Source organism: Sporomusa intestinalis, from assembly GCF_055383785.1.
This window is the reverse complement of sequence record NZ_AP042390.1, coordinates 493,193-520,030: the sequence shown is the minus strand read 5'-3', so window position 1 is coordinate 520,030 and position 26,838 is coordinate 493,193. Positions and strand designations below refer to the sequence as shown.

Genomic DNA, 26,838 nt, shown 5'->3' with positions numbered 1-26,838 from the left:
ATACAGTTTTTCTATGAAATAACATATTTTAACTATTCAACCACTGCAGTTACGACGCCGGCGCCAACCGTGCGGCCGCCTTCGCGGATAGCAAAACGCAGGCCTTCTTCAATAGCAATCGGGGTAATCAGGGCAATGTCCATTTGAATGTTGTCGCCAGGCATTACCATTTCCACACCTTCCGGCAGGGTAACAACACCGGTTACGTCGGTTGTCCGGAAGTAGAACTGGGGACGGTAGCCGTTAAAAAACGGGGTATGACGGCCGCCCTCTTCTTTGGACAGGACATATACTTCTGATTTGAATTTGGTGTGCGGCTTAATCGAGCCCGGTTTAGCCAGTACCTGGCCCCGTTCGATTTCTTTGCGGTCCACGCCCCGCAGCAGGGCGCCGATGTTGTCGCCGGCCACGGCCGAATCCAGCAGCTTCCGGAACATTTCCACCCCGGTTACTACGGTTGATTTCGGTTTTTCCGTCATACCAACGATTTCGATGGTATCACTTACTTTTACCACACCGCGCTCTACACGGCCGGTGGCTACTGTACCACGGCCGGTAATGGTGAACACGTCCTCCACTGGCATCAGGAACGGTTTATCTGTGGCCCGTTCCGGCGTCGGGATATATTCGTCAACTTTGTCCATCAGTTCATGGATTTTGCCGCACCATTCGCATTCGCGCTTGGCGCAGCCGCAGTTAAGCACTTTTACAGCCGAACCGCTGACTACCGGAATGTCGTCGCCCGGGAATTCGTAGCTGGAAAGCAGCTCACGCACTTCCATTTCTACCAGTTCCATCAGCTCGGCATCATCAACCAGATCTGCTTTGTTCAGGAATACTACCATGGCCGGTACGCCCACTTGGCGGGACAGCAGGATGTGTTCACGCGTTTGCGGCATCGGGCCGTCAGCGGCCGATACGACCAGGATGGCACCGTCCATCTGGGCTGCGCCGGTGATCATGTTTTTAACATAGTCGGCATGGCCCGGGCAGTCAACGTGGGCGTAGTGGCGGGCCGGTGTTTCATATTCCACATGGGCTGTGTTGATGGTAATGCCCCGTTCTCTTTCTTCCGGCGCTTTATCGATTTGATCATAGGCCATGAACTCGGCTCCGCCGTGTTTGGCCAGTGTCATGGTAATGGCGGCTGTCAGCGAGGTTTTACCATGGTCGACGTGACCGATTGTTCCAATGTTTACGTGGGGTTTGTTTCTTTCAAACTTTTTCTTAGCCATTTTCGAGTGTTACCTCCCCTTAATTATAACTTTATCATATTATGTATTAACACAAATAATCAGCGGTATACATCATTTTACCAAACTAGATTATTCTATTTAATAAGCGAAATTCCTGCTGCCGCCAGCAATAAATATAAAAACCCTGCAAATATCTGCAGGGTTTTTATATTTACCTGGTGGCGGCGCAGGGATTTGAACCCCGGACACTTCGGGTATGAACCGAATGCTCTAGCCAACTGAGCTACGCCGCCATATTAAGATGGAGCTAGTGACCGGGATTGAACCGGTGGCCTTATCCTTACCAAGGATACGCTCTACCGACTGAGCTACACCAGCAAATAGCGCAAACGACTTATTAGCGCCCATCTGCTTCGTTGCTCCTCAAAGCGTTTGCTTACGCACTTCCCAGTGCGCCGCGCGGCACGCTTTTCCGGTGCGCCTCGCATCTGGACACTACTAAGCCGTTTGCGGCTGAGTGACAGATAGTTGGCTTGTCGCAGATGGTGGGGGTAATGGAGTTCGTTTCTTTATAAAGCTGTGCTTTATAAATTCAGGCTTGGGTTCAGGCTTGGGTTCAGGCTTGAATTCATAAAGCACGTAAATTACTTGGTTGCGGGGACAGGACTTGAACCTGTGACCTTCGGGTTATGAGCCCGACGAGCTACCAACTGCTCCACCCCGCGATGTGATAAATGGTGGAGGGAGGTGGATTCGAACCACCGAAGTCAAAGACGGCAGATTTACAGTCTGCTCCCTTTAGCCACTCGGGAATCCCTCCAGGCTAGATGGAGCTGGCGAGAGGAATTGAACCCCCAACCTGCTGATTACAAGTCAGCTGCTCTACCAATTGAGCTACGCCAGCATCTTTTTTTTGAAGTCCCTGTCTAGTGACAAAACTTATTATATAATACCCATGCTGCTGTGTCAATATTTTTTTACTAGTAATTTTTGCATGCTGCTGAGCCGATTTTGGTTAGCTATGCGCCAAGGCCGACATTAACTTCAATAGGTTCGGAGTCGACCAGCAAACTAAGCACCAAATATTTATTATTGCTTACCCGCACGGTATACTCAGTGCCAACAACAATACTGGGAGGAGAAATATCCACAGCCAGGCCCTGCTTTTCAAAATTTATGGCGGCATTGGCTGTAACCATATTGACCATTTCCGAAATGGCACTCTGGGCCATCTCATCAATTTCCGCCACCGGCATTCCCATCATAATGGTTGAGGCAACCTTCCTTGCTGTATCAGCAGTCATATTATAAGCTACGTTTCCCTTAACGCCTTTGGTAATACCGATCAATACCGTAACCCCCTGACTTGCCAATACCTGTTCCTTGACCGACAGGCCGCGCCGGTTGATTTCCTTAAATCCGAGCTGCGGCAGAATGGTTGTTATTGCTTCTAAAAATGGATTAATTAATTTTGCGTCCAAACACGATAACCTCCAACAGATAAATTCATAAGTGTATCAGTAAAAATCGCTGCGGTTACCTCATAAAGAAATAGTAATAGGAGATTCCGGCGACAACGAACCGGTAATAAGCAAAGGAAGCCAGGGTGGAGCTATTGAGAAACCGCAAGAACCAGACAATTGATACGTAGGCGGTGATAAATGCAACCAAAAAGCCAATGGCAAACATGGTAAAGTCATCAAAGCTGAGCCGATCCCAGATTTTCATTAAATCGTACAGGCATGCCACCAGCATAAGCGGTACGGCAATAATAAAAGAAAACTCGGCGGCGGCTTTGCGGCTCATACCTAAAAACAAGCCACCGGCAATGGTTGAGCCGGAACGGGAAAACCCCGGCCAGAGAGATAAGATTTGAAATAAGCCCACGAAAAAAGCCTGTTTTATTGTCATCTGATCCACCTCATGGGTTACCGGGCGCTGCGAGAGCTTCTCTGCCGCCAGCATGAGGAGAGCACCGACAACCAGGCCAATAATTACGGTATAAGGGGAAAAAAGATAGGTCTTAATGAAGCCATGCAAAAGATAGGCAATCCCCATTACCGGAACAATGCCGGCTAACACATGCACAGCCGTAAGACTGCTGCCAAAACTGTTCAGGGCCGGGGGCCTAAGCATCGCCAAAAATTTTTCCTTATATAAAATCAATACAGATAAGATAGCCCCTAGTTGGATAAATACCTCAAATACACTGGCTTTTTCTCCTTCAAATCCTAATAAGGAACCAACAAGAATCATGTGTCCGGTTGATGAAATCGGTAAAAATTCCGTCAAACCTTCCACAATACCAATGATTACTGCAATCAAATTGTCACTCACTAGGTCACATCCTTCTTCTTATTATTGTGATCTGCCTGCAGCAAACCGATGACCTGCCTGTCGGTGGGAAAAGCAAGGTCAGGCACCAGGTCCAGCGGAAAATAAGCTACCTGATCTAAGTCGTCGCCCGGTCCAAGGGTACCGCCGACGACTTCGGCCAAAAACCAGACACCGACCGTATGGACAGCCGGATTATGGAAGTTGGACAACACCGCGTAAACCTGACCGGGTTCGATGACCAGGCCTGTTTCCTCCTGGAACTCCCGTTTAACCGCAGCCCGGATATCCTCATCATATTCGACATAACCGCAGGGTATGCACCACAACCCGGGATAGCTGGCATTGGCAGCGCGCCGGCCCAGCAAAATTTCCCCGTTTTGCCGCACGATGGCCGCAACCCCCACAATCGGATTCTCGTACATCGTATAGGAACAGGCGGCACATACCAGGCGCTCACGGTCCCCCATCTGACGATAACTGACCTGGCCGCCGCATTTAGGGCAAAACTTAAAACGTTGATTTTTCATAATTACCTCCCTGGGACATGTTCCTATTTTACCACATTTCGGCTAATTATCTTGCATATTTTAGAAAAATTTAATATCGCAAAAACGCCCGGGGCATCAATGTAAAAATACATTGCACTCCCGGGCATCATCATGAATCACATGCAGCCGTTTGTCCTGGTCCATAAAAGCAATAAAAACATTGTGAATGCTGCTTACATGCTGACGGCGAAACTCTTCAACCTGCTGGGGTGAGAATCCCATATCAGCCAGTACGTGCTCCTGCAGTTTTCCCTCCAGGATAACAGGCACCAAAACACTGTTCGGAGTAACGCTAAAATTAACCTGACAAGGGGTCAATGGCAAATGTTCCGCTTTTTTCAGCACGCTTAGCCGGCCATGGGGCTCCAGCACAGCAAGCTCTACGATAGTAATATCGAAAACATCTCTTTCCCGCAGCAGCTGCAGCAGGGTTTCCACAGGCATATGCACCTTACGCAGGCTTTCTTTGATAATTTGACCGTTTTGCACCATCACCAGCGGTTTAAAGTTAAGTTTATGGTTTACCGGGCGAATCTTAATGCTTAACCAGCCAAAGAACAGTTGCATTCCGCCCAGGGCCAATAAGGCAATCAGCGAACTTGCCAGTTCAATCCGGTGGTCAACAATAAGCGCCCCGGCTACGGCACCAATAGTAATTGATGTCAGAAAATCAAACGAACTAAGTTCCCCCAGCTGGCGACGGCCGATTGCCAGCATGATGATTAGCAGTACTCCCATACCGGCAACGACCCTAAATAGAGTAATGCCCAATGTTTCCATCGTAGCCCTCCACTGCGGCTGCAAATACCTCGCATTATTTAGGGCTTATTATAACCCGGGAACGGCTTTCTTAATCACCAAAACAAACACCAATTGCCCTGCCGGCAAGCAACAGTTCATCGTCAGGCCCAACATTATTGGCTTTACCGGCAATTTCAGTAATAGGCACCCTAATAATCCGGTTTTTTTGCAAAGACACCATAATTCCAAAATGTCCTTCCAGTACACTGTGCGCGGCGGCTACGCCGTACCGAGTGGAAAGCACCCGGTCAAAGGCGGTGGGTGTGCCGCCGCGCTGGACATGCCCCAGTACTGTGCAGCGGGACTCCATACCGGTAAGCGCTTCAATCTCTCTGGCCAGCTTTTCACCGATGCCGCCCAAACGCACTTTCTCATGACTGCCTTCAACAATGCGCGCTATTGATATGTCTCCGCCCCGGGCATGCGCCCCTTCGGCAATAACAATTAGACTGAACTGCCGGCCCCGCTGCTGGCGTTCCTTAATTTTGGCAATAACCGAGTCAGTAGTAAACGGGATCTCCGGAATGAGAATACAATCGGCACCGCCGGCCATACCGGCGTGTAATGCAATCCAGCCGGCATATCTGCCCATCACCTCAAGCACCATAACCCGGTGATGTGATTCGGCGGTAGTATGCAGCCGGTCAAGGGCGTCAGTGGCCACACCAACAGCGGTATCAAACCCGAAAGTCCGCTCAGTAACCGGTATGTCATTGTCAATTGTTTTCGGTACGGCAACCACCGGCAGGCCCATTTGGTAAAACTCGGCGGCAATCTTAATGCTGCCATCGCCGCCGATAACAATAAGCGCCTCAACCCCTGCCTGCCGCAGGTTATCCAAAGCGCGGCCCGACATATCTGTGTAAATAACCTCACCGGCCTGTGTCCGGGGATAGTTAAAGGGATTGTCACGGTTGGTGGTTCCCAGCATCGTCCCCCCGCGCGGCAGAATCCCGGCTACACTTTCATCTGTCAGTAGCATCATTTTGTTTTCGACCATACCGCCAAAGCCATTTTTTATACCCCAAACAGTAAGTCCCTGCCCCAGTGCCGTTCTCACAGCCGCCCGGATTACAGCATTAAGTCCCGGGGCATCACCACCGCCGGTTAATATTGCTACCGTTTTTACTTTTTTCGGCTCGCTCATATGCTTGATCACCTCATTATATATATTGGGAAGTGTAAAAAAAATGACACCGCCTGGTGGTGTCATTTTATACTGCGTTGGTCATCATAGGTACTGCTATAGTTGTTTAATTCTGCCGAAACATCTTTATTAAGGCCGGTCAGGCCTCTGTACATACCACGGATATCGCTGTCCTCGCCGCGATTTTCCAGATATCGCTCCAGTTTACGCTTTACTCGCTGTAACGCATTATCAATGGATTTGACATGGCGGTCAAGTTCAACCGCAATTTCCTGATAAGACTTGCCATCAAGATATGACATCAGGACCTTCCACTCGAGATCGCTTAAAATCTCACCCATCTTCTCTTCAATATCAACAAATTCTTCCCGGCTGATTACCAGTTCCTCCGGATCAGTGACTTTGGAACCGGACAATACGTCCAGCAGCGTCCGGTCGGAATCCTCATCATAAATGGGCTTATTTAAAGAAACATACGAATTCAAGGGAATATGCTTCTGTCTGGTGGCGGTCTTTATGGCGGTAATAATTTGCCGGGTTACGCACAATTCCGCAAAAGCCCGGAACGACGACAGCTTATCATTGCGGAAATCACGAATGGCCTTATATAAACCAATCATGCCTTCCTGGATGATGTCCTCACGCTCAGCGCCGATTAAAAAATACGATCTGGCTTTAGCCCGCACAAAGTTGCGATATTTATTAATCAAATACTCCAGAGCGACCGTGTTGTCGTTATCTTTGGCGTCAAATACTATTTCTTCATCAGTTAAGTTGTCAAAACAACCATACAGATCGCGTTGAGTATTAACCCGCATCGCATCGCCCCCACTTAGTTTTTATTTTGCTGTCGCTAATGGCCAAAGCCAATTTCCTTATTTACAAAGCCGGCCATTTGTCATTGTGAAAAAAATAAAAGTGCACTAAGAGGATTAGTGCCTACGGTATCAGTTCACGTCTTATCAAAATAAATTATACCTGTAAGCGCAAAGTTAGTCAAGCCCATCTCTGCGCATCGCATCAAGGCGTTTAAGAATATCCTGTCTAAGACGGCTGCCGAGCTCGTGCCGATCCCGCGCTAACACCTTCTGGGAAATAGCCGCCTTAATCTCTTTTTTGGTGCTGGCAACGTCATTTCTTAGTTCCCGGGCCGAAATCCGGAACGCGCCCGCCCCCAGGACAAACATTTGCTCGGCCGAATCAGATGTGACGACATAAACATGTTCTCCCTGACCGGCTAGAAAATATACCATCTTTTCAATACAGCTGTCAGCGGTTTCCCCTTCTTTGGTATAAATCACCTCCAATTCGCCATTCAGGATCTGGCTGGCACTTTTACCGGCAGCCAGATGGGCATCAAAGACAATGATTGTCTTAACTCCTTTATATGCACCATACTCACTAAGTATGTCCACAAGTTTGGCGCGGGCATATTCTAAGTTATCTTTTATTAAAATTAATTCCGGCCAGGCATTGATCACATTATAGCCATCGACGATTAACAAGTCCATCGACAAAAAATCTCCAATCTTATTCCATACTGCCGGCATCAAACGGTTTGTCTTCAGCCCCAGTCCGCTTTATTTCGGCCTGCACCCGTTTTGGGGCTGGTCCTGTTTTGATTACGGTATTGTCAGGCGCATATTTGTCCCGCGAAAGGATCTCGCGTTTTAGTTCTTTGCCATTATTATCGCGTATAATCCGGATGACAGTAATTGAATATCCGGGCTTGCCCGGTTTCTCAATCTTGTTTTCACCTGGCGGCAGTGACGGGTCGGCCTTTTTTATGGTGGCCGGCTGAATCACCTGCTGGTCAACTGTCACAATATCAATATTTTTATCAAGGGCCCCTTGTCCGAATATCCCCACATTAAGCTTGTTGCCTTCTGCCTCAGCCATAATCATTACCGGTGCCGGACTATTGTTGACAAATTTAAAATCCAGGGTATTATACGCGACGGTTGCGTCCCGCCCCAGAGGAACATAAGCAAGCGGCTTAGAATGGTTGGTACGTTCCACAATGTCAAGCCCGGCCAGCAGTACGGCATTATATAATGTTGATGAAACCTGACATACGCCGCCGCCGATTCCAGGTACAAACTCGCCGTTGATAATTTCCATGGCCTCTTTAAATCCCTGTGATTTTTCTCTGGGGCCAACGGTATCATTATAGGAAAAAACCTGTCCGGGGTAAAGCAGTTTGCCATTTATCTTCTGGGCAGACAATTTTACATTAGCTGTCCGGTTGGCATCTTCGGTGTTAAATACAGTTGTATACACGGCAACCAGTTCTTTTATGCCATTTTTCGCAAGCTCTTCTGCCGTAATCTCCGGATAGACCGGTTTGACCGGCAGGATGATGGTATTGGTTTCCGAACGGTTGGTCGCCGACAGCATTATTTTTTTCAGGGCGGGGACATCAATCTCCTGCCCCTCGACTTCAGACACAATACCACCGGTACGCAGGCTGAGCGTGGCATTGCGCGGCGGTTTATTGATATTTTCCTGCAGTTGCTCCAGGACTGTGTCCAGCTTATTCTCATTATACCTGATCTTGAGGGGCGTAGACCACCCTTCAGCCTCGACGTCGCTAATTTTTTTCAGACGCAGCCACCAGGGGCCTTCACGCCCTACCTGCCACGCTGCATCGGCTGTTGCGTCGGCATCAATGCTATAATCAATATGCTCAGGTTCAATACGAAAAGTTGCACTGCCATGAGTTAGCAAGATAGGCCGGCTTGCCTGATCTTTTTGCCATACCGACAACATTTGCGCCACTTCATCCCGGGTTTTGCCGGCAACCTCGATATTTGCCACCCTTACCCCGCTATACACTGTCTGGGCAAACAGCGGCCTGGTCAGCCAAAAAACGGCTATCCCGGTTACTATTATGGCCACTGCCAACATAATTCCCATCCAGTGTCTCATTTTGCTTTCAACTCCCTTTGTCTCAAGACTTCGTACAGCAACAGTGAACAGGCCACCGATGCATTAAGAGATGTAATTTTGCCCCGCATGGGGATGCGCACAATAAAATCACAGGCCTCTTTCGTTAACCGCCCCATGCCTTCGCCCTCACTCCCGACAACAATAACGACAGGACCGGTAAGGTCAGCGTCATAATAGTCTTTGGTTCCGTCCATATCGGCGCCTACTACCCAAAGGCCCTGTTTTTTCAGCGCCTTAAGGGTTTGAGAAATATTACCGATTCGTGCCACCGGTACATGCTCAACTGCGCCGGCCGAGGTTTTAGCCACGGTTTGGTTTAAAGGGCAGCTGCGGCGTTTGGGTATAAGCACCCCATGAACACCAGTGGCATCAGCAGTGCGTAAAATAGCTCCCACATTATGCGGATCAGTCAGTTCATCCAGGAGAACCAAAAACGGTGCTTCCTTTTTTCCATAGGCGGCTGATAAAATGTCCTCCGTCTCCACATAAGCCACCGGTGCAGCCAGCGCAACAACCCCCTGATGTCTGATACCAGCCGACAGTTGATCAAGCTTGCTAATCTCCGTCTCTTGTATAACCAGCCCTTGTTCCCGGGCTTGAGCAATGATATCGCGGATTGAGCCCTGCCGGTCCCCCTTGGCAATAAGAATTTTGTTTAGTGACCGGCCGGCTTTCAGCGCTTCCAGAACACTATTGCGGCCAGCTATTATTTCTGCGTCATCAGACATGGCTATCGCTCCTTAAGGAAAAGTTGTGTGTCTTTTATTATTATGAAAAAACGGCAGAATATAATCCTGCCGGTTGTCCATTCGCATACCTTCACAAATATGATAATAGTTTCAGCGTCCATAACAGGTGTATTACCGGCCATTGCCGTCAGTGATCGGCTATTTAAGAAACCTCGGCAATATACAAAGCGGGATTGGCTGTCATATCAATAGTAACAGTTTGACTAACCCGTTCGCCGGCGGCGTTTGCCGTTATACTAACAATGGGTTTAGTCCTGCCTTCGTCGGCATAGTCTTTCACAATTCCCGTTGCTTTATTATTCAGCCGGACTACAGCCCCCATCGGATAGCTGGCGACATTTTTAACAAGCACATGAATGTACTCCGGATTGAAATAGGTGCTGCCCGCTTTTTGCATAATGGCTAAGGCATCATAGACAGACAAGGCTTTCCGGTAGGGCGTCGTGGCCGTCATGGAAGAATATACGTCGGCAATGGCCACTATCTGCGCAAACTCATGAATAGAACTGGCGCCGGCACCCCGGGGATAACCGCTGCCGTCAAAACGCTCATGGTGCTGCAAGGCGCAGTTGGCGGCCGATAAGCTGATATCAGAGTTGCCTTGCAGAATTTCATAGCCTTTCTCCGTATGCTTTTTTACGATTGCCATTTCTTCCGGCGTCAGCGAGCCCGGCTTATTAAGAATATCGCGGGAAATAGTGATCATGCCCACATCCCGGAGCAGCGCCCCCAGCCCCAGATCCCGCAGTCGCTGCCCCTCAAGGCCGCAACTAATTCCCATCATGGTGGCAAAGAAATAACCATTGACAGCATGCCTGAACAGATAATCATTGCACAGCTGCATAGCAGTAAACAAAGGCTGAATCTCCTTATGCATGCAACACTCGTCTAACAGTGACAGCAACCGGTCTTTCACAGCCTCCATCTGCACATACTTGCCGACACTTACTTCAGCCAGCGCCGTATGAGCGCTCAGGACGATCTCATTCCTGGCATTTTGGGCTGCTTCATCAGTAGGATCGATAAGCAGCGCCTCGCCCTGAATGTAAATATACTTAATATCAAGTTCTGTTAATTTGGAGACATGATATTCAGTCAGTTCAACCCCACTGTTTAAAACCACCTGGCCGTTTAGACCGTACACCGGCTGAGCCAACTGCATACCTGCCTGGACACCCTCCAGAAGCACACGCCGCATTGTAGATACCTCCAGCGAAAATTGTATATACTTGTTGATATGTATACCTCTGGGATAAGAGTTCTACCTCTGCGGTTTAATTCCTGCCAGCCGGCCGCATGACAGAACCCCTTCTGTACAATAACCGCCGGTTACGCAAGTCGGGCCGGCTTTGGCAAACAGGCGGGGGGCAACGGTCTTAACCTCAGCCAGCATGGCATTGGCAAGGTCGCGTATTTCCCACTGGGCCCGCTGGCAACACCGTTTTTCAAAAAAATGCAGCAACGAGCGGGCATTCATTGTAACAACAATCTTGGTCTCAGTAGCGTTCGCCAGTACGTACCTGGCATCCTCCTGCGGCACACCCAGCCTCACCAGCTCATCATAGGTCTGCTGAATCTGACCGATAAGCCTGTCATATTTTACTTTTGCTTCCGGGGTGCCGGCAATTGATGGCGGCAAAATATATTCAAAGCCGTGCTCACTTACATACCGCTGCGACTGCTGTGAATAGGAAGCAATACGATGGCGGACAAGCTGATGGGTAAGCACCCGGGAAATCCCCTCAATGGCAAAGGTAAAATTCACATGCTCAAAGGTTGACAAATGCCCCATGCTAAAAAGTTTATCGAGCAATGTGCCTACCTGGGTGTCGGACATGATTTGCGCCAGTTCCTCCGCCCCGCTGGCCGAATAACAGAGGCGGGCCGACATGGCCACAGTCCGTTCAGGCTCCGGTGTATATTGGATTAATTTCAATTTCATGGCAGCAGCCTCCCTTTTAGCTACTTTTTAGCAATAACTGTCATTTCCCGGGAAATAATAGCGAAAGCTTTATCGGCAATTTCCGACAATCTGTCATGTTTTTTCTGCAAATACAGATATCCCATTAAGGCCTCGAAACCGGTGGCATACCGGTATTCAGAAATCGAGGCGCTTTTAGGCACTGTCGATTTAGCGTTGCGCCCCCGCCGGACAATATCGGCCTCTTCCTCTGCCAGCTGGTCTTCCAGCGCTTTAATGGCTTTAGCCTGCATGACGGCAGATACAATTTTGGCGTCAAAATTATGCAAAACCCTGACCTTGTTTTGTTCATGCCCCAGCAGCCGGGTACGGACATACAGCGTAAAATAGGCATCACCGATGTACGCCAGCACCAATGGCGGCAGCCGCCCGGCGTCAATATCGCGATATTTAGCCGGGGATAGTTCCCCGGCTTCATTGAAGGTAAAAAAATTATCCACTAATTTCTGAAAGTGCTCAAACTTCACCGTTTTTTCCACCTAACGCCCTGCGGTGAATCTTCAAGGACAATGCCTGCAGCGGCTAATTTATCACGAATCTGATCTGCTGTTGCCCAGTCTTTTTTCTGCCGGGCCTCCTGCCGGATATCAATGATAAGCTGCATAAGCTCATTGACCAGTTCGGCATTGCTGTCCTGCAGAGCAGACCCGGCGCCCTCCAGCCTGATCCCGATAATATCAGCCATCTGACTGTAGGTTTTAGCCACTTGGGTTAGAGCCTCGCTATCCAAACCGACTTTACCGGCAGCAACCTTACTATGATAGATATTAATTTCTTTGGCTAAGCCAAACATTGTGCTTATCGCCAGTGCGGTGTTGAAATCATCATCCATGGCAGCAACAAATTCAGCCATGGATGACGCCGCAGCCTGAACAAGGGCCTGCGAATCAGGGCTGGCGGCACCGGCGGCAAAGGTTGTCAGGTGGGTCAGATTCTCTCTGGCTGTCTTTAATCGCTCCAGGCTCCGGCCGGCTTCTTCCAGCCTTGCATCGCTAAAATCAAGCGGACTGCGGTAATGGGTTGAGAGGATAAAGAAACGCAGCACCTCAGGCCGGAAGTGTTCCAGAATGTCAATCACCAAAAAGAAATTCCCCAGTGATTTGCTCATCTTTTCTTCATTTACGGTAATAAAACCGTTGTGCAGCCAAAAGCGCACAAACGGTTCAACACCGGTAAAAGCCTCAGACTGGGCAATCTCATTTTCATGGTGGGGGAATACCAGATCACTGCCGCCGCCATGGAAATCAAAACTGGCACCAAGATACTTATAGGACATGACCGAGCACTCAATATGCCACCCCGGCCTTCCCGGCCCCCAGGGGCTATCCCAGGCTGGTTCATCTGGTTTTGCGCTTTTCCATAAAGCGAAGTCCATCGGATGTTGCTTGCGTTCATCCACATCGATCCGGGCACCGGCCTTCATATCTTCCAGATTTCGCCCGCTTAGTTTCCCATATTGGGGAAATTGTTCCACACTGTAGTATACATCCCCGGCCACAGGATAGGCAAAGCCTTTGTCTACCAGGGTTTTAATCATCGCGATAATCTCGGGGATATGATCAGATACCCGGGGATAAACCTGGGCCCGCCGGATATTAAGTATATCCATAACTTCAAAATAGGAGGCTATATACCTGTTGGCAATTACATCCCAGGTCACTTGCTCACTTTTAGCCGTATTAATAATCTTATCGTCAACATCAGTAAAGTTCTGAACATGAAAAACTTCATACCCTGAATATTCCAGATAGCGGCGAATAACATCCCAGGTAATAAACGGCCGGGCATTGCCGATATGGGGGTGATTATAGGGAGTAACGCCGCATACATACATGGATACTTTCCCCCGCGTCAGCGGAACAAACTCTTCTTTTTGCTTTGTCAGGGTATTATACACCTTCAGGCTCATGCTTTTTCAACTCCTTTTCCAACTGTTCAATCCGTGTTTCCATGCGTTTCATATTTCGCTGCATACAGTGCAGCATTTCTGCCACAGGGTCTGGCAAATCGCCATGTTCCAGGTCTATTCCGTCTATATCCGGCCGGTTCACTTTTTTTCCGTCATGCCAGACAATCCTCCCGGGTATGCCAACAACGGTGGAATTCGGCGGCACCTCCCGCAGCACGACCGAACCGGCTCCAATTTTGGAATTGTCGCCAACCGTAAATGATCCTAACACTTTAGCGCCGCTGGCCACAACCACATTATTGCCGATGGTGGGATGGCGCTTGCCTTTTTCTTTGCCGGTGCCGCCTAAGGTAACCCCCTGATAAAGAGTAACATTATTGCCAATAATACAGGTTTCCCCAATGACTACCCCGGTTGCGTGATCAATAAACAGCCCCTCCCCAATGGTTGCTCCGGGGTGAACATCCACCCCGGTTAATAAACGGTTGAAATAGCAGATCATACGCGGGACAAGCACCCAGCCGCGTTTAAATAAATAGTTGGAGATGCGGTACAGCCAAATAGCATGCAGACCAGGATAGCACAATAAGACTTCAATTACGCTTTTGGCGGCAGGATCGCGGTCAAAGACTACCTCAATATCCCGTTTTATCCGTTCGAGCATAGTATTCCCTCCTCAAAATAATTTAGAACAGGCATAAAAAGACCACCATCTCACTACAGAGACGGTGGCCCGCGGTTCCACTCTGCTTGGGGGATATCCCCCCGCTTTATGCTGATAACGGCAGCAACCGTGACGGCCTACTTAAAAATTCACCCATCCTGCTTACCAGGTGCATTTCTACGGACCCTTACCCAGCGCCGCTTTCAGCCGGTGGCGGCACCTCTCTGAAGGAGGGTGAACGTATACTTCTCCCGGATCATTGCATTTATGTGTAACTGTTCACTTATTATTTCTGGCGCAGCCGGTGATGCGGCATTCCCGAGCAGGTAAATCGGTATTATGAATAAATTATACTAACGGCTGCTTGGCTATGTCAAGCAGCAAAAAAACAGTATCCCTGATTATACTTTGGCCAGCAGTGAAGCCATTCTGGCCAAGGTACGCTCTTTGCCAATAAGCGGGATCAAATTGATCAGTTCAGGACCATGCATCTTGCCGGTTATAGCAATCCGGACCGGCATGTACACTTTTTTCCCGCCCAATTTCAGTTCTTTGGTAATCCCTTTGAGAATGGCCTGGACGGCCGCCGGCTCAAGCAGTTCTAAGGCTTCCAGCCGGGCTTTGAAAACCGCCATCACTTGCTTAACATCGGCGTCCTGCATGATCGCGCGGGCTTCTTCACTCTCAAAGTCAAACTCATCATTAAAAAATACATCAATATGCTCGGTAATTTGGGCAGCATAGCTAATATACCCCTGCAGCTCCGCCACCACTTTGACCAGCCATTCCTTCCGGTCAGCCGGCAAGTCCTCACCGATATAGCCTGCAGTCCGCAGATGCGGCAAGGCCAGTTCTGTTACCAGTTCGGGCGCGGCCTGCTTCATATAATGGGCATTAATATAATTTAATTTGTCTACATCAAACACCGCCGGATTTTTGGCAACCCGGTCCATGGAAAACTGGGAAATCAGCTCGTCGGCGCTGAATAGCTCCTGCTCTCCGGGCGGAGCCCAGCCAAGCAGGGCCAGGAAGTTTACAATCCCTTCCGGCAAGTAGCCCAGTTTCTTATATTGTTCAACAGACGTCGCACCATGACGTTTGCTCATCTTGGTCCGGTCTTTTCCCAGGATCAACGAAATATGGCCAAACTGCGGCAAGGGCAGCCCCAGCGCCTGATATATTAAAATTTGCCGCGGGGTATTTGACAGATGCTCCTCGGCCCGAATGACATGAGTGACTTTCATCAGGGCATCGTCAAGCACTACTGCGTAGTTATAAACAGGAATGCCGTCTGATTTGACAATAACAAAATCACCCACACCGTTAGATTCAAAACTTACGGTGTCCCGCACCATATCTTTAAATATAATCTGCTGGTTCTCAGGCACCTGGAAACGAACAGTGGGCTTATGCCCGGCGGCAGCCAGACGCTCACGGTCAGCCCCGCTCAAATTGCGGCAGCGGCCGGTATAACGCGGCGTCTCCCCCCGGTCCATCTGCGCCTGACGTTCTGCCTCAAGTGCTTCCTCCGTACAGTAACAGTAATAAGCTTGTCCGCTTGCCAGCAGTTTATCCGTATACTGGCGATACAGGTCAAGGCGTTCTGTCTGCCGGTACGGGCCATAATCGCCCCCCACATCGATCCCCTCATCCCAGTCAAGCCCCAGCCAGCGCAATGCGGCTTTAATGTTCTCTTCCGATTCGCGGGTAGAACGCTCCAGATCGGTATCTTCAATCCGCAAAATCAGTTTGCCACCTTCTTTGCGGGCGAACAGCCAATTAAACAAAGCCGAGCGCGCCCCCCCGATGTGAAACGGTCCGGTCGGGCTTGGTGCAAAACGCACCCTGATTTCTTGTCCCATTTATATTTACCCCTTCCCTGCAGATTTAACAAAGGTTGCTCATAATGCCAATCATTGTATATTCTAGCAGATTGTACGCCAGCTTGCAAAATAATTAAGAAAAACTGCTATCGCGGTCCTTTGGCTTTGCACACGTCAGTTGATCTGGAATGCAGGGGCCGTGTCTTACTTTTGTCATCGCCACAAAAGTAAGCAAAAAGTCTAGGCCAGAGCCTCCAAAAGCTGAAAAGGCGGGCGATATTCCTAAAATCGGCAAACTCGCTCCGCTCAAACAGTGCGAATTTCTTTACGGAATACCGCCCGGCTTTTCTCCTGCGGAACGCTTTTTTCGGCAAAGGGCCGGGGGGTTACCGGGGTGCGGGGCACCGTCTCTGCTCAAGCTGGGCATTGACCTTGGTTCCCTTATTTTATAAAGACTTTCAGCCTCTCAAAACTTATAGATTCTAATATATTAAAAAAATGAACTGTCCTGTAGACAGTTCAACCTTTACTCCACCTTAACGACAAACATGCCATTTACAATGTCAGGAATTATCAGGGTCGTGTTCGCCCCGTTAAAGCCGCCTGCGACCGGCTTAGCGCCGTCTGCCAGCAAAGCCAGACGCCATACCAGTTTATCGTTAAGCCATAACTCGCCGCAAGTGGCTCCGTCCTGGCGCATGATATTTATGTTAAAACTAAAATCAGCTGCCAGCGCGGAGGTGGGATACAGGATAATCATCATTGACAGCAGCAGGATAATTACCACTCTGTAACTTGGTTTCCGCATAATCAGCCCTCCAGATTTATCAATATCCGTTAGTTAGTTATAATATGTGTACTTTTTGGGCTTTTATGCAGATTGACCATTAAACCAGAGTACCAATAATGGTCGCTGCCGCATAGGCGGCAATCCCCTGTTCCCGGCCGGCAAAGCCTAAGCCCTCGGTCGTCGTGGCTTTCACATTAACCTGGGTAATGCCAATGCCTAAGGTGGCCGCGATATGCTCGTTCATCCGGGTAATATAAGGAGCTAATTTGGGCCTTTGGGCCACAATTGTAGCATCGATATTATTGACCGCATACCCATGGCCAGCCAGAATTTTGCGTACTTCAGCCAATAATGACAGGCTTGAGATCCCTTTATAGCGGCCATCGGTATCCGGAAAATGACGGCCGATATCGCCTAATGCAGCCGCCCCCAGCAAAGCGTCCTTAATGGCATGCAAAAGAACATCGGCATCAGAATGGCCGTCAAGCCCCAGCCCGTAGGGAATATCCACACCGCCAAGGATCAGTTTGCGTCCCGGAACCAGACGGTGAACATCATAACCGATACCTGTACGAGTCATATTTACGGCCTCCTGTCGTTTGGCTAAAATGGCTTCGGCAAAAATAATATCTTCCGGGGTGGTAATCTTTATATTCCGGTAGTCACCCTGCACAACCTGTACGCCGCTTCCCAGACGCTCCACCAAGCCGGCGTCATCTGTACCGAGATAACCTTCCTCCGCTGCCTGCGCATAGGCTTTTTTTAGCAAATCCGCTGCAAAAGCCTGTGGTGTCTGAACGGCCCACAATCTGCCCCGGTCAGGAGTAGCCGTAACCCACCCGGCGGTCTCGACCGCCTTAATGGTGTCCTTGACCGGTACGGCGGCAATGGCAGCATTACTTTGCCGGGCAGCAGCGACAACCTGGTCAAACAGCTTTGTCCCGGCCAGCGGGCGGGCACCGTCATGAACGACCACGATACCGGCACTGTCAGGCACAAAGGCCAGGGCATTGGCAATAGAATGCTGCCGCTCAGCACCGCCGGCAACAACCTGCCAGGGCACAGGCAGATCATGCCCGGCCAGCAGGGTACGTATAGCCTCCATCGCCTCAGCGGCTGCAGTAATAATTATATAACCGGCATCCCGAACAGCAGCTGCTGCCTGTATGGTATGCAGTAATACGGCTTGACCGGAAAGCGGCTGCAATACCTTATTGATGCCGCTCCCCATTCTTTTCCCCTGCCCGGCAGCCGCAATGATGATACAAACCATAAAGTCCTCCTTCTCAGATAAAAATCAGCCGGATAACCGGCAAAGAGTTGATCCGGTTTGCCGGATAATTTATCAAGGGCAAAAAGCCTTCAAGCCGAAAGGCTTGAAGGCTTTTAATTACATCGCTACTTTGGGTTTGGCAAAAATCATCCGGCCCGCGGCCGTTTGCAATACAGAGGTAACTAAGACCCCTACGGTCTCGCCAATATGTTTTTTGCCGCCGTCAACCACGATCATGGTTCCATCATCAAGATAAGCTACCCCTTGACCAAACTCTTTGCCGTCTTTAACAACATGCACGACCATTTCCTCGCCCGGTAAAACTACCGGTTTGACAGCATTAGACAACTCGTTGATGTTCAGGACTGAAACCCCTTGTAATTCTGCAACCTTATTCAGATTATAATCATTGGTGATGATCTTGGCTTTGAGCATTTGCCCCAGTTTAATCAGCTTTGAGTCTACCTCGGCGATATCCTCGAAGTCGCGATTATCAATGTGAACATTTAATTCCAGTTCTTTCTGCATGCGGTTTAAAATATCCAGACCGCGCCGGCCGCGGTTGCGCTTCAGCAAATCAGACGAATCGGCAATATGCTGAAGTTCCTCCAGGACAAACACAGGAATGATCAGCAGCCCTTCAATAAAGCCGCTTTTGCAAATATCAGCGATGCGGCCATCAATAATAACGCTGGTATCTAGTATTTTGTCAGGACATACATTGGCATTCTTTTCTTTGGTACGCTCTTTACTATCCCGGTTAAGCCACGGCAACCCCGGCAAGGCGGAAAACATGCCGAACAGTTCTTCCCGTTTCTTGATGGCAACATTAATCCCTAAATACCCTAAAATGATACTCAACAACAGGGGAACATACTTCCCGACAATCGGGATAGGTAAAAAAGCCGATCCCAGCAAATTAGAAATTATTAGTCCAATTGCTAAACCCAACACACCTGCCAGCACATCGTAGCCCGGCATTTTGTTTAAGCGTAATTCCACCCAGTAAGTAAAGTTCCAAATTTGCTTAACAAAAAATGGTGCTACCAGGAAACCAAGTATGCCTCCTGCAATTCCCCCAAACACAAATGAGAGAATAGTAGTCATGGTAACGCCAAACACGCCGATGTTTAGAAATTCTTCACTAACCACAACTGCCAGGAGAGGAATGATTCTGTCAGTTATCATCAGGCCCCCAACAGCCGCCAATATGGTAATAAGGATTCTAAGTGTTTTGTCAATCACGGCTTCTACCTCCTTTCTATAGCTTAATTTTAATCCAAAAAGTGGAAATATAATTTAATTATACCCACCTTTGAATAAAAAAATACGTCAAGTCTAAAAAAGATCTTGGCTGTAGTAGGTTATAGTATAGCATATAGGTTCCGCTTTTGTCAAAATTTTATATTTTAGCATGTATACAGAATCCTGTCAATAAGCCTGCTTTAATTATTCTGGGAGCGTTTTTTTCCTATACATTGACACTGCCGAGAGCAGTTTATATAATAAAAAGCAAAGCGAGGTGTAACTAACATGCATGATAATAACTGTTGCTCAGACTTTCAGTCTATTGCCGATGATTACTTAATCCGCCACCGCAGCATATTGGACGTATTAACCAAATATCAGGAAACCTCCGCCAGGGTAAACAGGGCTGTCGCTAAGGCCGTCACCGGCTGCGGCTGCATTCAGGTCGCCGCTGTCCGTCAGTCAGCCCCTGACGACGTTGCCTATAGTGAACTAAAGGCTCACATGTCCTCCCACCTGGTTGGTGAAACATGCCCCCAATGCCGGGAAGTAATCGCCAATGAACTCGGCCACAGCCTGTTCTATCTAGCTGCTTTATGCAATCTAACAGGCCTGTCTCTGCATGAAGTTATGCTCCAGGAATACAAAAATATTAAAACCTTAGGCGTTTTTCATCTTACTTGAAATACTACATACTGCACAGCCTGCGGGCTGTGTTTTTTTTACCCTTTTGTCAGTATTACATAAACATTTTGCCAAGGGGAATAATACCGAAAAAGGGGGGTAACTATGCGTTATTTATTGAGAATTGCCTTAATGCTGCTGGCATTAAGCCTTGGTATGCTGCCAACGCTGGCGGCGCCGGCTGAATTGGCCGAAGCCGCAGATGGCGGTGAATTGCTTTCGGGCTATTATACAGTGATTGATGATAAGGGTGTTGTCATTTTGCAGACAGGCCATGAGGTTCATCTGGGTGATGAATATATCGGTGAAGATGATATGTTATACGAGGTAACTGCAGTTGAAGGCACGCTGGCCCACTGCCGGGCGATAGAGAAGCTCTCGGCCCTTGTGCCGGACAACGCTGTTTTTGTGCAGGCTCCGGCACCGGACGCGCCTAAAACCAAAATCGCCATTTACCACTCTCATACCGACGAATCCTATATCCCTAACGATGGCACCCCGACGCAGCGGGGCAAAGGCTCAATCATGCGCGTCGGCGATGCTTTTAAAAGAAGGTTGACTGAACTGGGCTATCAGGTCGAGCATTCCAAAACACTGCATGATCCGCATGATGCTAATGCCTACCATCGTTCCCGCCGTACCGCGATGAAGCTGTTACAGGCACAGCCGACGGCAATTTTTGATCTTCATCGTGACAGTGCTCCGCTTAAAGCCTACAGCACTACTATTAACGGTCAGCCGGCCACTAAACTGCTTTTAGTAGTAGGCCGCCAGAATCAGAATCGCAAAACAACCCTGGATTATGCCCGCAGCATCAAAAGCGCCACCGACGCTAAATATCGCGGGCTTATTCGCGGCATTTTCATTGCGCATGGCAACTACAACCAGGATCTAAGCCCCCGCTCTTTATTAGTAGAGGTTGGCACTCAGTATAATAGCCGTGATGCCGCTGAACGCAGCATTGCCCTGTTTGCTGATGTCGTTCCCTCGTTCCTCGGCCCGGCAACCAGCAGCAACAACGTCGCTCAGGCCAGCCCTGCCGGCACTATCGACACCGGCGGTGACAATACCGGCGGCGGCTCTTATGCTCCTGTTGACGCGGCTCCCGGTTATGATATATTAGGTCTGGTGCTTGCTGTCGTCGGCGGGGTAATCGCCTTTCTGTTCCTTAGCACAGGCAATTGGCAGGAAGCCAAAAGGAAGCTCAAAAAATTTGTTAAATATGAATTCGTAAATTTCCTGAGTCCCCGTAAAAAGCGCAAGGAATAGGGGGCTGCCATTTTGAAACTAAGCCATACAGGCAAATGGGTTGGCATGCTGGCCGTGCTCGCACTTGTAGCAGTTGGGGTTCTCCATTATGTTCCCCTTACTATTTTTTCTGTTCAGCAAAAACCGGAGCAGGCTCCCCAAAAAATATATGATTACTACATCATTGTCGAAGAGAATACCGGTGAAATCCTCATGTATGTCCCCCTGGTGGTCAGCCCCGGCGATGAGCTCATCAGCGAGGATAACAAGCGCTATAGAATCGTTAAAGTTGAAGAAAACCAGGCCTATGCCCGGTTTGTCGAAAACCTGAACCTAGAGCTTTACAAAGATAACAGCCGCGAATAAGGCCGGCTTATAGGCATTACACATGACGGTCAAGGAAAGCCTGCTCACGGACTCTCTTTAGTCCGTCTTTTATTGCCTTGGCCCGCACCTCGCCAATTCCCTCCACTTCGTCCAACTCGGCAATGCTGGCATTATAAATATGATGCAGGGTTTTGAAATGGGCTACCAGCTTTTCCCCTACAAGGAGAGGCAGACGGGATATTTGTCTGAGTACCCGGTAGCCCCGGGGCACAACCGGGATATCCATAGCATTGGCGCTGACGCCATAACCTAAGATCCGGCATATGGTAAATGGGTCAAGATTATCTTCAGGCAAAACCGCAATCTGCTCCCGGATGGATTCATACCCTTTAAGATCGCCGGTATTGCAATAATCCTTAATGAGGAGGGCCGCCTCATCCCTATCAGATACCAGTTCTTCCATTTGCATACTGACAAGCCGGCCCTCGGTGCCAAGTTCAATGACATTGCGTTCAATTTCACTGGCAACGCGATTGGCCTGCTCGGCCCGGATAAGCACCAGGGCTACATCATACAATGTGACCAGGTCTTCAAACTCCAGCGCACTCAGATTGGTTAGCCCCTTATCAAGCACCTTTTTATATTTTTCCAGGGTCTGCAGCGCTTGATTCGCCCTGTTTAAGATCACCGGAATGTCTTTTAACATATATTTGAGACAGCCCAGATATACGGTAATAATGTTACGCCGTTGGGAAATGGCCACAACTAGGGCTCCTGTCTGCTTGGCCGCCCGCTCAGCCGTTCGATGCCGCGTCCCGGTTTCAGAAGTCAGAATTCCCGGGTCAGGCGTTAGCTGGGCATTAGCGAACATAATGTGTTTACCATCGTTCGACAATACAATGGCCCCGTCCATCTTAGCCAACTCATAAAAACCTGACGGCGTAAACTCCGAGTTGAGTTCAAAACCACCGTCCACAATATCCAGCGCTGACGGACTGTCGCCTACCAACACCAGAGCTCCCATTTTAGCCCTGAGAACATTCTCCAGTCCTTCCCGGAGAGTCGTACCGGGCGCAAGCGTCTTTATTGTTTTAATAAAACGGGCATCCCATAGCCGGTCAGAACGCTCTTCGCGAATTTTGATCATAAAAAATACCGCCTCCATGGCCGCTGTCATAATTGCAGGCCATTACATTTTGCGGTCAAGCCGCAATCCAGTAAAAAAATATTAATTATTGCTTATTATTCCCAGTCGCTCAGGGCTTATATCATACCATTAACAATCTTTTTACAGTTACCATTATATATCATGGTTTTTATTTCATACAAGGTGAGTTTGCCATTAGTAAAAAATAACTCGCATGTAATGATTACATGCGAGTTATTTGGACGAAGAGCTAATGAACAGCAGGCAAGGAGCGATGCGCCAGGCCTATAGCCACTTCGTTAAGATGGAGAACACCGACGCCAAAATAAACGGCCACACAGAGATGCTCGCCGCAGCGGGCGATGCCAATCTTGCCGCCGACATTAAGCCCTGATGCTTTGGGAGTAATCTGCACCAAGGCATCATGCGCCGCCCCGGCGACGGCTCCTTCGCCCACATGATTGGCACTGACCAGACCCTGCCGCTGGGAGGCAACGATGGCCCGCTCAATAATTTTTTTTACCGATACCAGATACTCACCGCCAAAATCAACTGCTGTTACCAGGATGCCCCGGCTGCTGAACCGCTGCTTCAGGCTCTGTTCTTCCTGACGGTCTTCACTGATAGCCATTGCCAGTGCCGCCCTGCCAACATCAACACTTGTCATTCCACTACACCGCCCGCTCTAATGCTCGAACCAAAACATATTTTACTGAACCGTACCGGCGGTTGAATTAAATCAACCAGCAAGAACAATACGTTTTTTATCAACTACGGCAACAAGGAGGAAGGTTGCCAAGCAGACCAGCCATTCCATATAGATGGGATGAGCGAAAACCTGCGCCGGCGGATATACCTGCCAAACAAACAAGGTTATCATCCCGGCCAGGGTAGTATAAAAAGCCGAGTTTTTCCGGCAAAGACCGGGGGCAAAAATAGTAAATAAAAAGACTAATGTAAAAGCCGTTGTGAGGCTCAGGCCAATCAGCAACGTCTTCACAATGCCCACCGCATTAAAGGCCAGCCATAAGGTTACAATCCCTAAGCCGAGAATGGCGTAGCGATTGACCAGGGTATAACGGCGGTCGCTGATTTCCGGATTAATAAACCGTTTGTATATATCCTGGGAAAACAAAGTCCCCGCCCCCAATAAAATATGACAGGCGGTAGAAACATCGGCCGCCCATAATGCGGCAAGAGTCAACCCTGAGATAACCGGGTCCAGTCCCATAATCATTTGCGGCAGGGCCATAGTTGCTTGAATATCCGGATAAGCCGCCCGGGCGGCAACCCCCATGATTGCACATAAAAAGCCTACCGGAAAGATAAGCAGGGCCCCCCATAAAAATCCCTTTTTGGCTGCTGCCCCGTCTACCGCCGCACAAGCTACCTGCACCGGCCCCTGGGCAGTAATGGTCTGGGTCATCATAACCGCAAACCAGCCCACAATGGTAGCCAGCCCCAGACCGCCAAGGGGGCCAAACCAGTCGACAGTAGGGGGTAAAGATGCCGCTATGGCGGTTATCCCGCCCTGGTTGGACACAATCGTAACCGTGCTGATCAATACCCCCAGATAAATGAGAGTCACACTAAGGATATTAGACAGGCCTGAAGACCACAAGCCGCCAATAATGGTAGTACCAATAAAAACAATCGCGCTTGTCACCATGCCGCCCTGAAACGAAAATATATCCGGCAGCAGGGAAGACAGGATCGCGCCACCGGCCAGATATTGTAGTGACGTAATGACCATCTGAATGGTTATCAGGCCCAAGACACTGATCAGGCGGCCTTTTTTATCATAATAACGTTCAAAGAATTCCGGTATTGTTGTACATTGCATTTCCCGATACTTCCCGGCCGCAACCATTGCCATTAATACGGCACCGGCCGCCCAGGCCACATTGTACCAGCCGGCAGCTATGCCCGACTGAAAGGCGTTTTCAGCGACACCGATAGTTGACGCCGCCCCTACAGCCGTTCCGGCTATGTTGGTCGCCACAAGCAGAGTCGTTAGCTTGCGCCCGGCGAATAAAAAACCGCTGCTGCTTTCGGTCCTCTTTTTTACATAAAGGCTGATACCAAATAGTACAAAAATATAAAGGACTACAATCACCAGTTGAATACTCATTTTCTCCATCCTACCTTTCTACATCTATCGATGGACGGTAAACACAAAAACACACCGTGCCCAGTGTGCTGCCTGTTCATTCACCTTCCGGCCATCCTGGAAAACCTGTAACACCTACAATACTCCAATTCTACATACTTATGTTACCAATGGCAGCAGCAACTGTCAACCCGGCTTATGAACTTCTCCCGGCAGCCGGATGATACGGAACCGGCCGTTAAGGGCAGGCAGCGCCGGATCAATAAAAAGCCAATAGAGAAAAAAATCCGGCACAGAAAACTGCGCGTGCAACTCACAGTCTCTGTGCCGGTCATTAGCTATTTACCAATCCCTCAGCTGCTGATACCGGGGGCAGCCGGTTTACTGTCATCCAGGTCGGCTTCGGTTACGCTGGCACTGACTAATTTGGAAATAACCAAATCACCTGATACATTTAAGGTTGTTCTGCACATATCAAGGAAGCGGTCTACCCCCAATATCAGGCCTATCCCTTCGGGCGGTATGCCTACCTGGGTCAGCAAGACCACAATCAGCGGCAATGACCCGCCCGGGACACCGGCCGTGCCAACCCCGGCCAGAATCGACATCAAAACAACCAGCACCTGGCTTTGGATTGATAAATCAATACCGTAAACCTGGGCCAGGAATAAAACGGTAACCCCCTCAAACAACGCCGTGCCGTTCTGGTTGGCCGACGCGCCGATGGTAAGTACAAACCGGGATATTCTAGGCGGCAGTTTCAATACTTTTTCCGAGACCTCCAGGGCTACCGGCAGGGTGGCATTAGAGGAAGCCGTGGAGAACGCATATACATAAACCTCTCTGCAAGCTTTAAAAAATTCCCAGGGCGAGGTTTTCCCCACCGTTTTCAAAAAGAAAGCATAAACAATAAATTGTTGAATCAAAAGACCGATAACGACCACCAGGGCATAGAACGCGACATTCTGGAGGAATCCGGCTCCCAGCTTATAGGCAGTATTAAAAACAATACCGAAAATGCCGTAAGGGGCCAGTTTCATGGCAAAATCGATGACCTTCAGGGAAGCATCAAAAATTGTTCTGAAAATCTGAATAAGCGGATTAGTTGCTGCGTCTTTAACAGTCAAACTGAGGGCATAGCCAAATATCAGGGCAAAAAACATCAGGGCAATGATTTCCCCCTGGAACGCCCTTACAGCCGAATCCAGCGGGTTTTGCGGCAGCAATTCCACAAAGAACTGATACCAGGGTTTGCCCTGCACTGCCTCAACATTCTTTTGAATGGCAATAACCGATTGATTGGTATTCAGCGCAGCCTTGTCAAACTCCATGCCGGCACCCGGCTGCAGAAAGCCTGTCAGGGCAATGGCAATAATAACCGCTATGGCACTTAAAAGTAATGTATAGGTAATGGACTTCGTTGCCACTTTGCCCAAGCCCCGGCCCACACCCAGCTCAAAAACACCTAAGATTAGTGCGGAAAAAAGTAAGGGAATAACAACCATAAAGATTAACCTGAGAAAAATCGTGCCGACCAGGGTAAAGATCTCAGTGATAAATTGCATAAACGGGTATGCTTTTACCGGCAATACATAGTAGGCAAACAATCCGCCAACTACCCCTAAAATAAATCCAAGCAATAGTTTCTGATGCTGCTTCATAATTATACGCCTCCTGTCTACTGATTCTTGGGACTGGTATGCCAAGACTGCTTAACCCCTGTAACCTCCTTCCACCAATGACTGACTATTCACATTGCAATATAAGGTTTCCCGGCTCCATATCCAGCAACAGATGTGACGCAATTATTAGTACATGCATTTACAATGTGCTACATTTTTAATATTAATTGTTTTTCCATCAATTTACAAGAGGAAATGTTTATTTAAAATTAGCTTATCAGCCTT

At 49.0% G+C, this 26,838-nt stretch carries 26 protein-coding genes, 5 tRNA genes, 1 pseudogene and 1 other annotated feature; of the genes and pseudogenes, 3 read left to right on the top strand and 29 right to left on the bottom strand.

The window, feature by feature from the left end; genetic code table 11:
- Nucleotides 1–32: 32 nt before the first annotated feature.
- The 25 genes and pseudogenes from tuf to ACZ481_RS02320 all read right to left on the bottom strand — a co-directional run bounded on the left by tuf (nt 33) and on the right by ACZ481_RS02320 (nt 19,412).
- The gene (gene tuf / locus ACZ481_RS02440; RefSeq protein WP_464768601.1) at nt 33–1,235 is read right to left on the bottom strand and encodes an elongation factor Tu; all 1,203 of its coding nucleotides are present in this window, start codon (nt 1,233–1,235) and stop codon (nt 33–35) included.
- A 177-nt stretch (nt 1,236–1,412) separates the two neighbouring features.
- Nucleotides 1,413–1,489, bottom strand: a tRNA-Met gene (locus ACZ481_RS02435).
- A gap of 9 nt (nt 1,490–1,498) precedes the next feature.
- Nucleotides 1,499–1,574, bottom strand: a tRNA-Thr gene (locus tag ACZ481_RS02430).
- A 271-nt stretch (nt 1,575–1,845) separates the two neighbouring features.
- Nucleotides 1,846–1,921, bottom strand: a tRNA-Met gene (locus tag ACZ481_RS02425).
- Between the two features lie 10 nt (nt 1,922–1,931).
- Nucleotides 1,932–2,016 (bottom strand) — tRNA-Tyr (locus ACZ481_RS02420).
- A gap of 8 nt (nt 2,017–2,024) precedes the next feature.
- Nucleotides 2,025–2,100, bottom strand: a tRNA-Thr gene (locus ACZ481_RS02415).
- Between the two features lie 115 nt (nt 2,101–2,215).
- The gene (locus ACZ481_RS02410) at nt 2,216–2,677 is read right to left on the bottom strand and encodes a chemotaxis protein CheX (protein ID WP_464768600.1); all 462 of its coding nucleotides are present in this window, start codon (nt 2,675–2,677) and stop codon (nt 2,216–2,218) included.
- 55 nt (nt 2,678–2,732) lie between these two features.
- The gene (locus tag ACZ481_RS02405; RefSeq protein WP_464768599.1) at nt 2,733–3,533 is read right to left on the bottom strand and encodes an undecaprenyl-diphosphate phosphatase; all 801 of its coding nucleotides are present in this window, start codon (nt 3,531–3,533) and stop codon (nt 2,733–2,735) included.
- A complete protein-coding gene (locus ACZ481_RS02400) occupies nt 3,533–4,060 on the bottom strand; it encodes an NUDIX hydrolase (RefSeq protein WP_464768598.1) in 528 nt (175 codons plus the stop codon). The genes ACZ481_RS02405 and ACZ481_RS02400 overlap by 1 nt, the downstream gene beginning before the upstream one ends.
- 96 nt (nt 4,061–4,156) lie before the next feature.
- Nucleotides 4,157–4,861, bottom strand: a complete 705-nt coding sequence (locus tag ACZ481_RS02395; protein ID WP_464768597.1) for a DUF421 domain-containing protein — start codon at nt 4,859–4,861, stop codon at nt 4,157–4,159.
- A gap of 70 nt (nt 4,862–4,931) precedes the next feature.
- Entirely contained in the window at nt 4,932–6,029 is a 1,098-nt protein-coding gene (locus ACZ481_RS02390; protein WP_464768596.1) for a 6-phosphofructokinase, read from the bottom strand.
- Between the two features lie 62 nt (nt 6,030–6,091).
- Nucleotides 6,092–6,847, bottom strand: a complete 756-nt coding sequence (gene sigH, locus ACZ481_RS02385) for an RNA polymerase sporulation sigma factor SigH (RefSeq protein ID WP_464768595.1) — start codon at nt 6,845–6,847, stop codon at nt 6,092–6,094.
- Nucleotides 6,848–7,021: 174 nt separating this feature from the next.
- Nucleotides 7,022–7,540: an NYN domain-containing protein gene (locus tag ACZ481_RS02380; protein ID WP_464768594.1), complete on the bottom strand. Its 519-nt coding sequence runs from the start codon at nt 7,538–7,540 to the stop codon at nt 7,022–7,024.
- Nucleotides 7,541–7,559: 19 nt separating this feature from the next.
- A complete protein-coding gene (locus tag ACZ481_RS02375; RefSeq protein ID WP_464768593.1) occupies nt 7,560–8,957 on the bottom strand; it encodes a VanW family protein in 1,398 nt (465 codons plus the stop codon).
- Nucleotides 8,954–9,706, bottom strand: coding sequence for a 23S rRNA (guanosine(2251)-2'-O)-methyltransferase RlmB (gene rlmB, locus ACZ481_RS02370; RefSeq protein WP_464768592.1), 753 nt, complete (start codon nt 9,704–9,706; stop codon nt 8,954–8,956). Before rlmB ends, ACZ481_RS02375 begins: the two co-directional genes overlap by 4 nt.
- Nucleotides 9,707–9,869: 163 nt before the next feature.
- Nucleotides 9,870–10,925 carry an HD-GYP domain-containing protein gene (locus ACZ481_RS02365; protein WP_464768591.1) on the bottom strand — a complete coding sequence of 352 codons (1,056 nt, stop codon included), beginning with the start codon at nt 10,923–10,925 and terminating at the stop codon, nt 9,870–9,872.
- A gap of 63 nt (nt 10,926–10,988) precedes the next feature.
- Complete coding sequence (thyX, locus tag ACZ481_RS02360; RefSeq protein WP_464768590.1) at nt 10,989–11,669, bottom strand: FAD-dependent thymidylate synthase; 681 nt, start codon at nt 11,667–11,669, stop codon at nt 10,989–10,991.
- A 20-nt stretch (nt 11,670–11,689) separates the two neighbouring features.
- Complete coding sequence (locus ACZ481_RS02355) at nt 11,690–12,175, bottom strand: Mini-ribonuclease 3 (protein ID WP_464768589.1); 486 nt, start codon at nt 12,173–12,175, stop codon at nt 11,690–11,692.
- The gene (gene cysS / locus ACZ481_RS02350) at nt 12,172–13,617 is read right to left on the bottom strand and encodes a cysteine--tRNA ligase (RefSeq protein ID WP_464768588.1); all 1,446 of its coding nucleotides are present in this window, start codon (nt 13,615–13,617) and stop codon (nt 12,172–12,174) included. The genes ACZ481_RS02355 and cysS overlap by 4 nt, the downstream gene beginning before the upstream one ends.
- The gene (gene cysE, locus ACZ481_RS02345) at nt 13,598–14,281 is read right to left on the bottom strand and encodes a serine O-acetyltransferase (RefSeq protein ID WP_464768587.1); all 684 of its coding nucleotides are present in this window, start codon (nt 14,279–14,281) and stop codon (nt 13,598–13,600) included. Before cysE ends, cysS begins: the two co-directional genes overlap by 20 nt.
- A 54-nt stretch (nt 14,282–14,335) precedes the next feature.
- Nucleotides 14,336–14,550, bottom strand: a binding site (T-box leader).
- A gap of 132 nt (nt 14,551–14,682) precedes the next feature.
- Nucleotides 14,683–16,143, bottom strand: coding sequence for a glutamate--tRNA ligase (gene gltX / locus ACZ481_RS02340; RefSeq protein WP_464768586.1), 1,461 nt, complete (start codon nt 16,141–16,143; stop codon nt 14,683–14,685).
- A 487-nt stretch (nt 16,144–16,630) separates the two neighbouring features.
- Complete coding sequence (locus ACZ481_RS02335) at nt 16,631–16,912, bottom strand: hypothetical protein (RefSeq protein ID WP_464768585.1); 282 nt, start codon at nt 16,910–16,912, stop codon at nt 16,631–16,633.
- 79 nt (nt 16,913–16,991) lie between these two features.
- A complete protein-coding gene (ispF, locus tag ACZ481_RS02330) occupies nt 16,992–17,474 on the bottom strand; it encodes a 2-C-methyl-D-erythritol 2,4-cyclodiphosphate synthase (RefSeq protein WP_464770564.1) in 483 nt (160 codons plus the stop codon).
- 33 nt (nt 17,475–17,507) lie between these two features.
- Nucleotides 17,508–18,167 (bottom strand): annotated as a pseudogene (gene ispD / locus ACZ481_RS02325) (2-C-methyl-D-erythritol 4-phosphate cytidylyltransferase); the annotation flags it as partial.
- Nucleotides 18,168–18,284: 117 nt separating this feature from the next.
- Nucleotides 18,285–19,412 (bottom strand): PIN/TRAM domain-containing protein, encoded by a 1,128-nt coding sequence (locus tag ACZ481_RS02320; protein ID WP_464768584.1) that lies wholly within the window; start codon nt 19,410–19,412, stop codon nt 18,285–18,287.
- 288 nt (nt 19,413–19,700) lie between these two features.
- Between ACZ481_RS02320 and ACZ481_RS02315 the strand changes: the two genes are divergently transcribed.
- From ACZ481_RS02315 to ACZ481_RS02305, 3 genes are all read left to right on the top strand, one after another.
- Nucleotides 19,701–20,099 carry a nucleoside triphosphate pyrophosphohydrolase family protein gene (locus ACZ481_RS02315; protein ID WP_464768583.1) on the top strand — a complete coding sequence of 133 codons (399 nt, stop codon included), beginning with the start codon at nt 19,701–19,703 and terminating at the stop codon, nt 20,097–20,099.
- A gap of 105 nt (nt 20,100–20,204) precedes the next feature.
- The gene (spoIIP, locus tag ACZ481_RS02310) at nt 20,205–21,368 is read left to right on the top strand and encodes a stage II sporulation protein P (RefSeq protein ID WP_464768582.1); all 1,164 of its coding nucleotides are present in this window, start codon (nt 20,205–20,207) and stop codon (nt 21,366–21,368) included.
- Nucleotides 21,369–21,380: 12 nt separating this feature from the next.
- Nucleotides 21,381–21,713, top strand: a complete 333-nt coding sequence (locus tag ACZ481_RS02305; protein WP_464768581.1) for a stage II sporulation protein P — start codon at nt 21,381–21,383, stop codon at nt 21,711–21,713.
- Nucleotides 21,714–21,729: 16 nt separating this feature from the next.
- Here the strand turns inward: ACZ481_RS02305 and disA are convergent, their stop codons facing one another.
- From disA to ACZ481_RS02285, 4 genes are all read right to left on the bottom strand, one after another.
- Nucleotides 21,730–22,821, bottom strand: coding sequence for a DNA integrity scanning diadenylate cyclase DisA (gene disA / locus ACZ481_RS02300; RefSeq protein WP_464768580.1), 1,092 nt, complete (start codon nt 22,819–22,821; stop codon nt 21,730–21,732).
- A 250-nt stretch (nt 22,822–23,071) separates the two neighbouring features.
- Nucleotides 23,072–23,488 carry a HutP family protein gene (locus ACZ481_RS02295; RefSeq protein WP_464768579.1) on the bottom strand — a complete coding sequence of 139 codons (417 nt, stop codon included), beginning with the start codon at nt 23,486–23,488 and terminating at the stop codon, nt 23,072–23,074.
- Between the two features lie 72 nt (nt 23,489–23,560).
- Complete coding sequence (locus tag ACZ481_RS02290; RefSeq protein WP_464768578.1) at nt 23,561–24,952, bottom strand: sodium:solute symporter family protein; 1,392 nt, start codon at nt 24,950–24,952, stop codon at nt 23,561–23,563.
- A gap of 332 nt (nt 24,953–25,284) precedes the next feature.
- Nucleotides 25,285–26,592, bottom strand: a complete 1,308-nt coding sequence (locus ACZ481_RS02285; protein WP_464768577.1) for a dicarboxylate/amino acid:cation symporter — start codon at nt 26,590–26,592, stop codon at nt 25,285–25,287.
- Nucleotides 26,593–26,838: the final 246 nt, after the last annotated feature.

What these genes read in the sequence shown, in the direction of transcription:
- cysS (WP_464768588.1), bottom strand. Translation starts at nt 13,617, where the DNA reads ATGAGCCTGAAGGTGTATAATACCCTGACAAAGCAAAAAGAAGAGTTT.
- rlmB (WP_464768592.1), bottom strand. Translation starts at nt 9,706, where the DNA reads ATGTCTGATGACGCAGAAATAATAGCTGGCCGCAATAGTGTTCTGGAA.
- gltX (WP_464768586.1), bottom strand. Translation starts at nt 16,143, where the DNA reads ATGGGACAAGAAATCAGGGTGCGTTTTGCACCAAGCCCGACCGGACCG.
- ACZ481_RS02365 (WP_464768591.1), bottom strand. Translation starts at nt 10,925, where the DNA reads ATGCGGCGTGTGCTTCTGGAGGGTGTCCAGGCAGGTATGCAGTTGGCT.
- ACZ481_RS02395 (WP_464768597.1), bottom strand. Translation starts at nt 4,861, where the DNA reads ATGGAAACATTGGGCATTACTCTATTTAGGGTCGTTGCCGGTATGGGA.
- ACZ481_RS02375 (WP_464768593.1), bottom strand. Translation starts at nt 8,957, where the DNA reads ATGAGACACTGGATGGGAATTATGTTGGCAGTGGCCATAATAGTAACC.
- ACZ481_RS02295 (WP_464768579.1), bottom strand. Translation starts at nt 23,488, where the DNA reads ATGACAAGTGTTGATGTTGGCAGGGCGGCACTGGCAATGGCTATCAGT.
- spoIIP (WP_464768582.1), top strand. Translation starts at nt 20,205, where the DNA reads ATGCGTTATTTATTGAGAATTGCCTTAATGCTGCTGGCATTAAGCCTT.
- thyX (WP_464768590.1), bottom strand. Translation starts at nt 11,669, where the DNA reads ATGAAATTGAAATTAATCCAATATACACCGGAGCCTGAACGGACTGTG.
- disA (WP_464768580.1), bottom strand. Translation starts at nt 22,821, where the DNA reads ATGATCAAAATTCGCGAAGAGCGTTCTGACCGGCTATGGGATGCCCGT.
- ACZ481_RS02380 (WP_464768594.1), bottom strand. Translation starts at nt 7,540, where the DNA reads ATGGACTTGTTAATCGTCGATGGCTATAATGTGATCAATGCCTGGCCG.
- ACZ481_RS02390 (WP_464768596.1), bottom strand. Translation starts at nt 6,029, where the DNA reads ATGAGCGAGCCGAAAAAAGTAAAAACGGTAGCAATATTAACCGGCGGT.
- ACZ481_RS02400 (WP_464768598.1), bottom strand. Translation starts at nt 4,060, where the DNA reads ATGAAAAATCAACGTTTTAAGTTTTGCCCTAAATGCGGCGGCCAGGTC.
- ACZ481_RS02335 (WP_464768585.1), bottom strand. Translation starts at nt 16,912, where the DNA reads ATGCGGAAACCAAGTTACAGAGTGGTAATTATCCTGCTGCTGTCAATG.
- tuf (WP_464768601.1), bottom strand. Translation starts at nt 1,235, where the DNA reads ATGGCTAAGAAAAAGTTTGAAAGAAACAAACCCCACGTAAACATTGGA.
- ACZ481_RS02315 (WP_464768583.1), top strand. Translation starts at nt 19,701, where the DNA reads ATGCATGATAATAACTGTTGCTCAGACTTTCAGTCTATTGCCGATGAT.
- ispF (WP_464770564.1), bottom strand. Translation starts at nt 17,474, where the DNA reads ATGACTCGTACAGGTATCGGTTATGATGTTCACCGTCTGGTTCCGGGA.
- cysE (WP_464768587.1), bottom strand. Translation starts at nt 14,281, where the DNA reads ATGCTCGAACGGATAAAACGGGATATTGAGGTAGTCTTTGACCGCGAT.
- ACZ481_RS02290 (WP_464768578.1), bottom strand. Translation starts at nt 24,952, where the DNA reads ATGAGTATTCAACTGGTGATTGTAGTCCTTTATATTTTTGTACTATTT.
- ACZ481_RS02285 (WP_464768577.1), bottom strand. Translation starts at nt 26,592, where the DNA reads ATGAAGCAGCATCAGAAACTATTGCTTGGATTTATTTTAGGGGTAGTT.
- sigH (WP_464768595.1), bottom strand. Translation starts at nt 6,847, where the DNA reads ATGCGGGTTAATACTCAACGCGATCTGTATGGTTGTTTTGACAACTTA.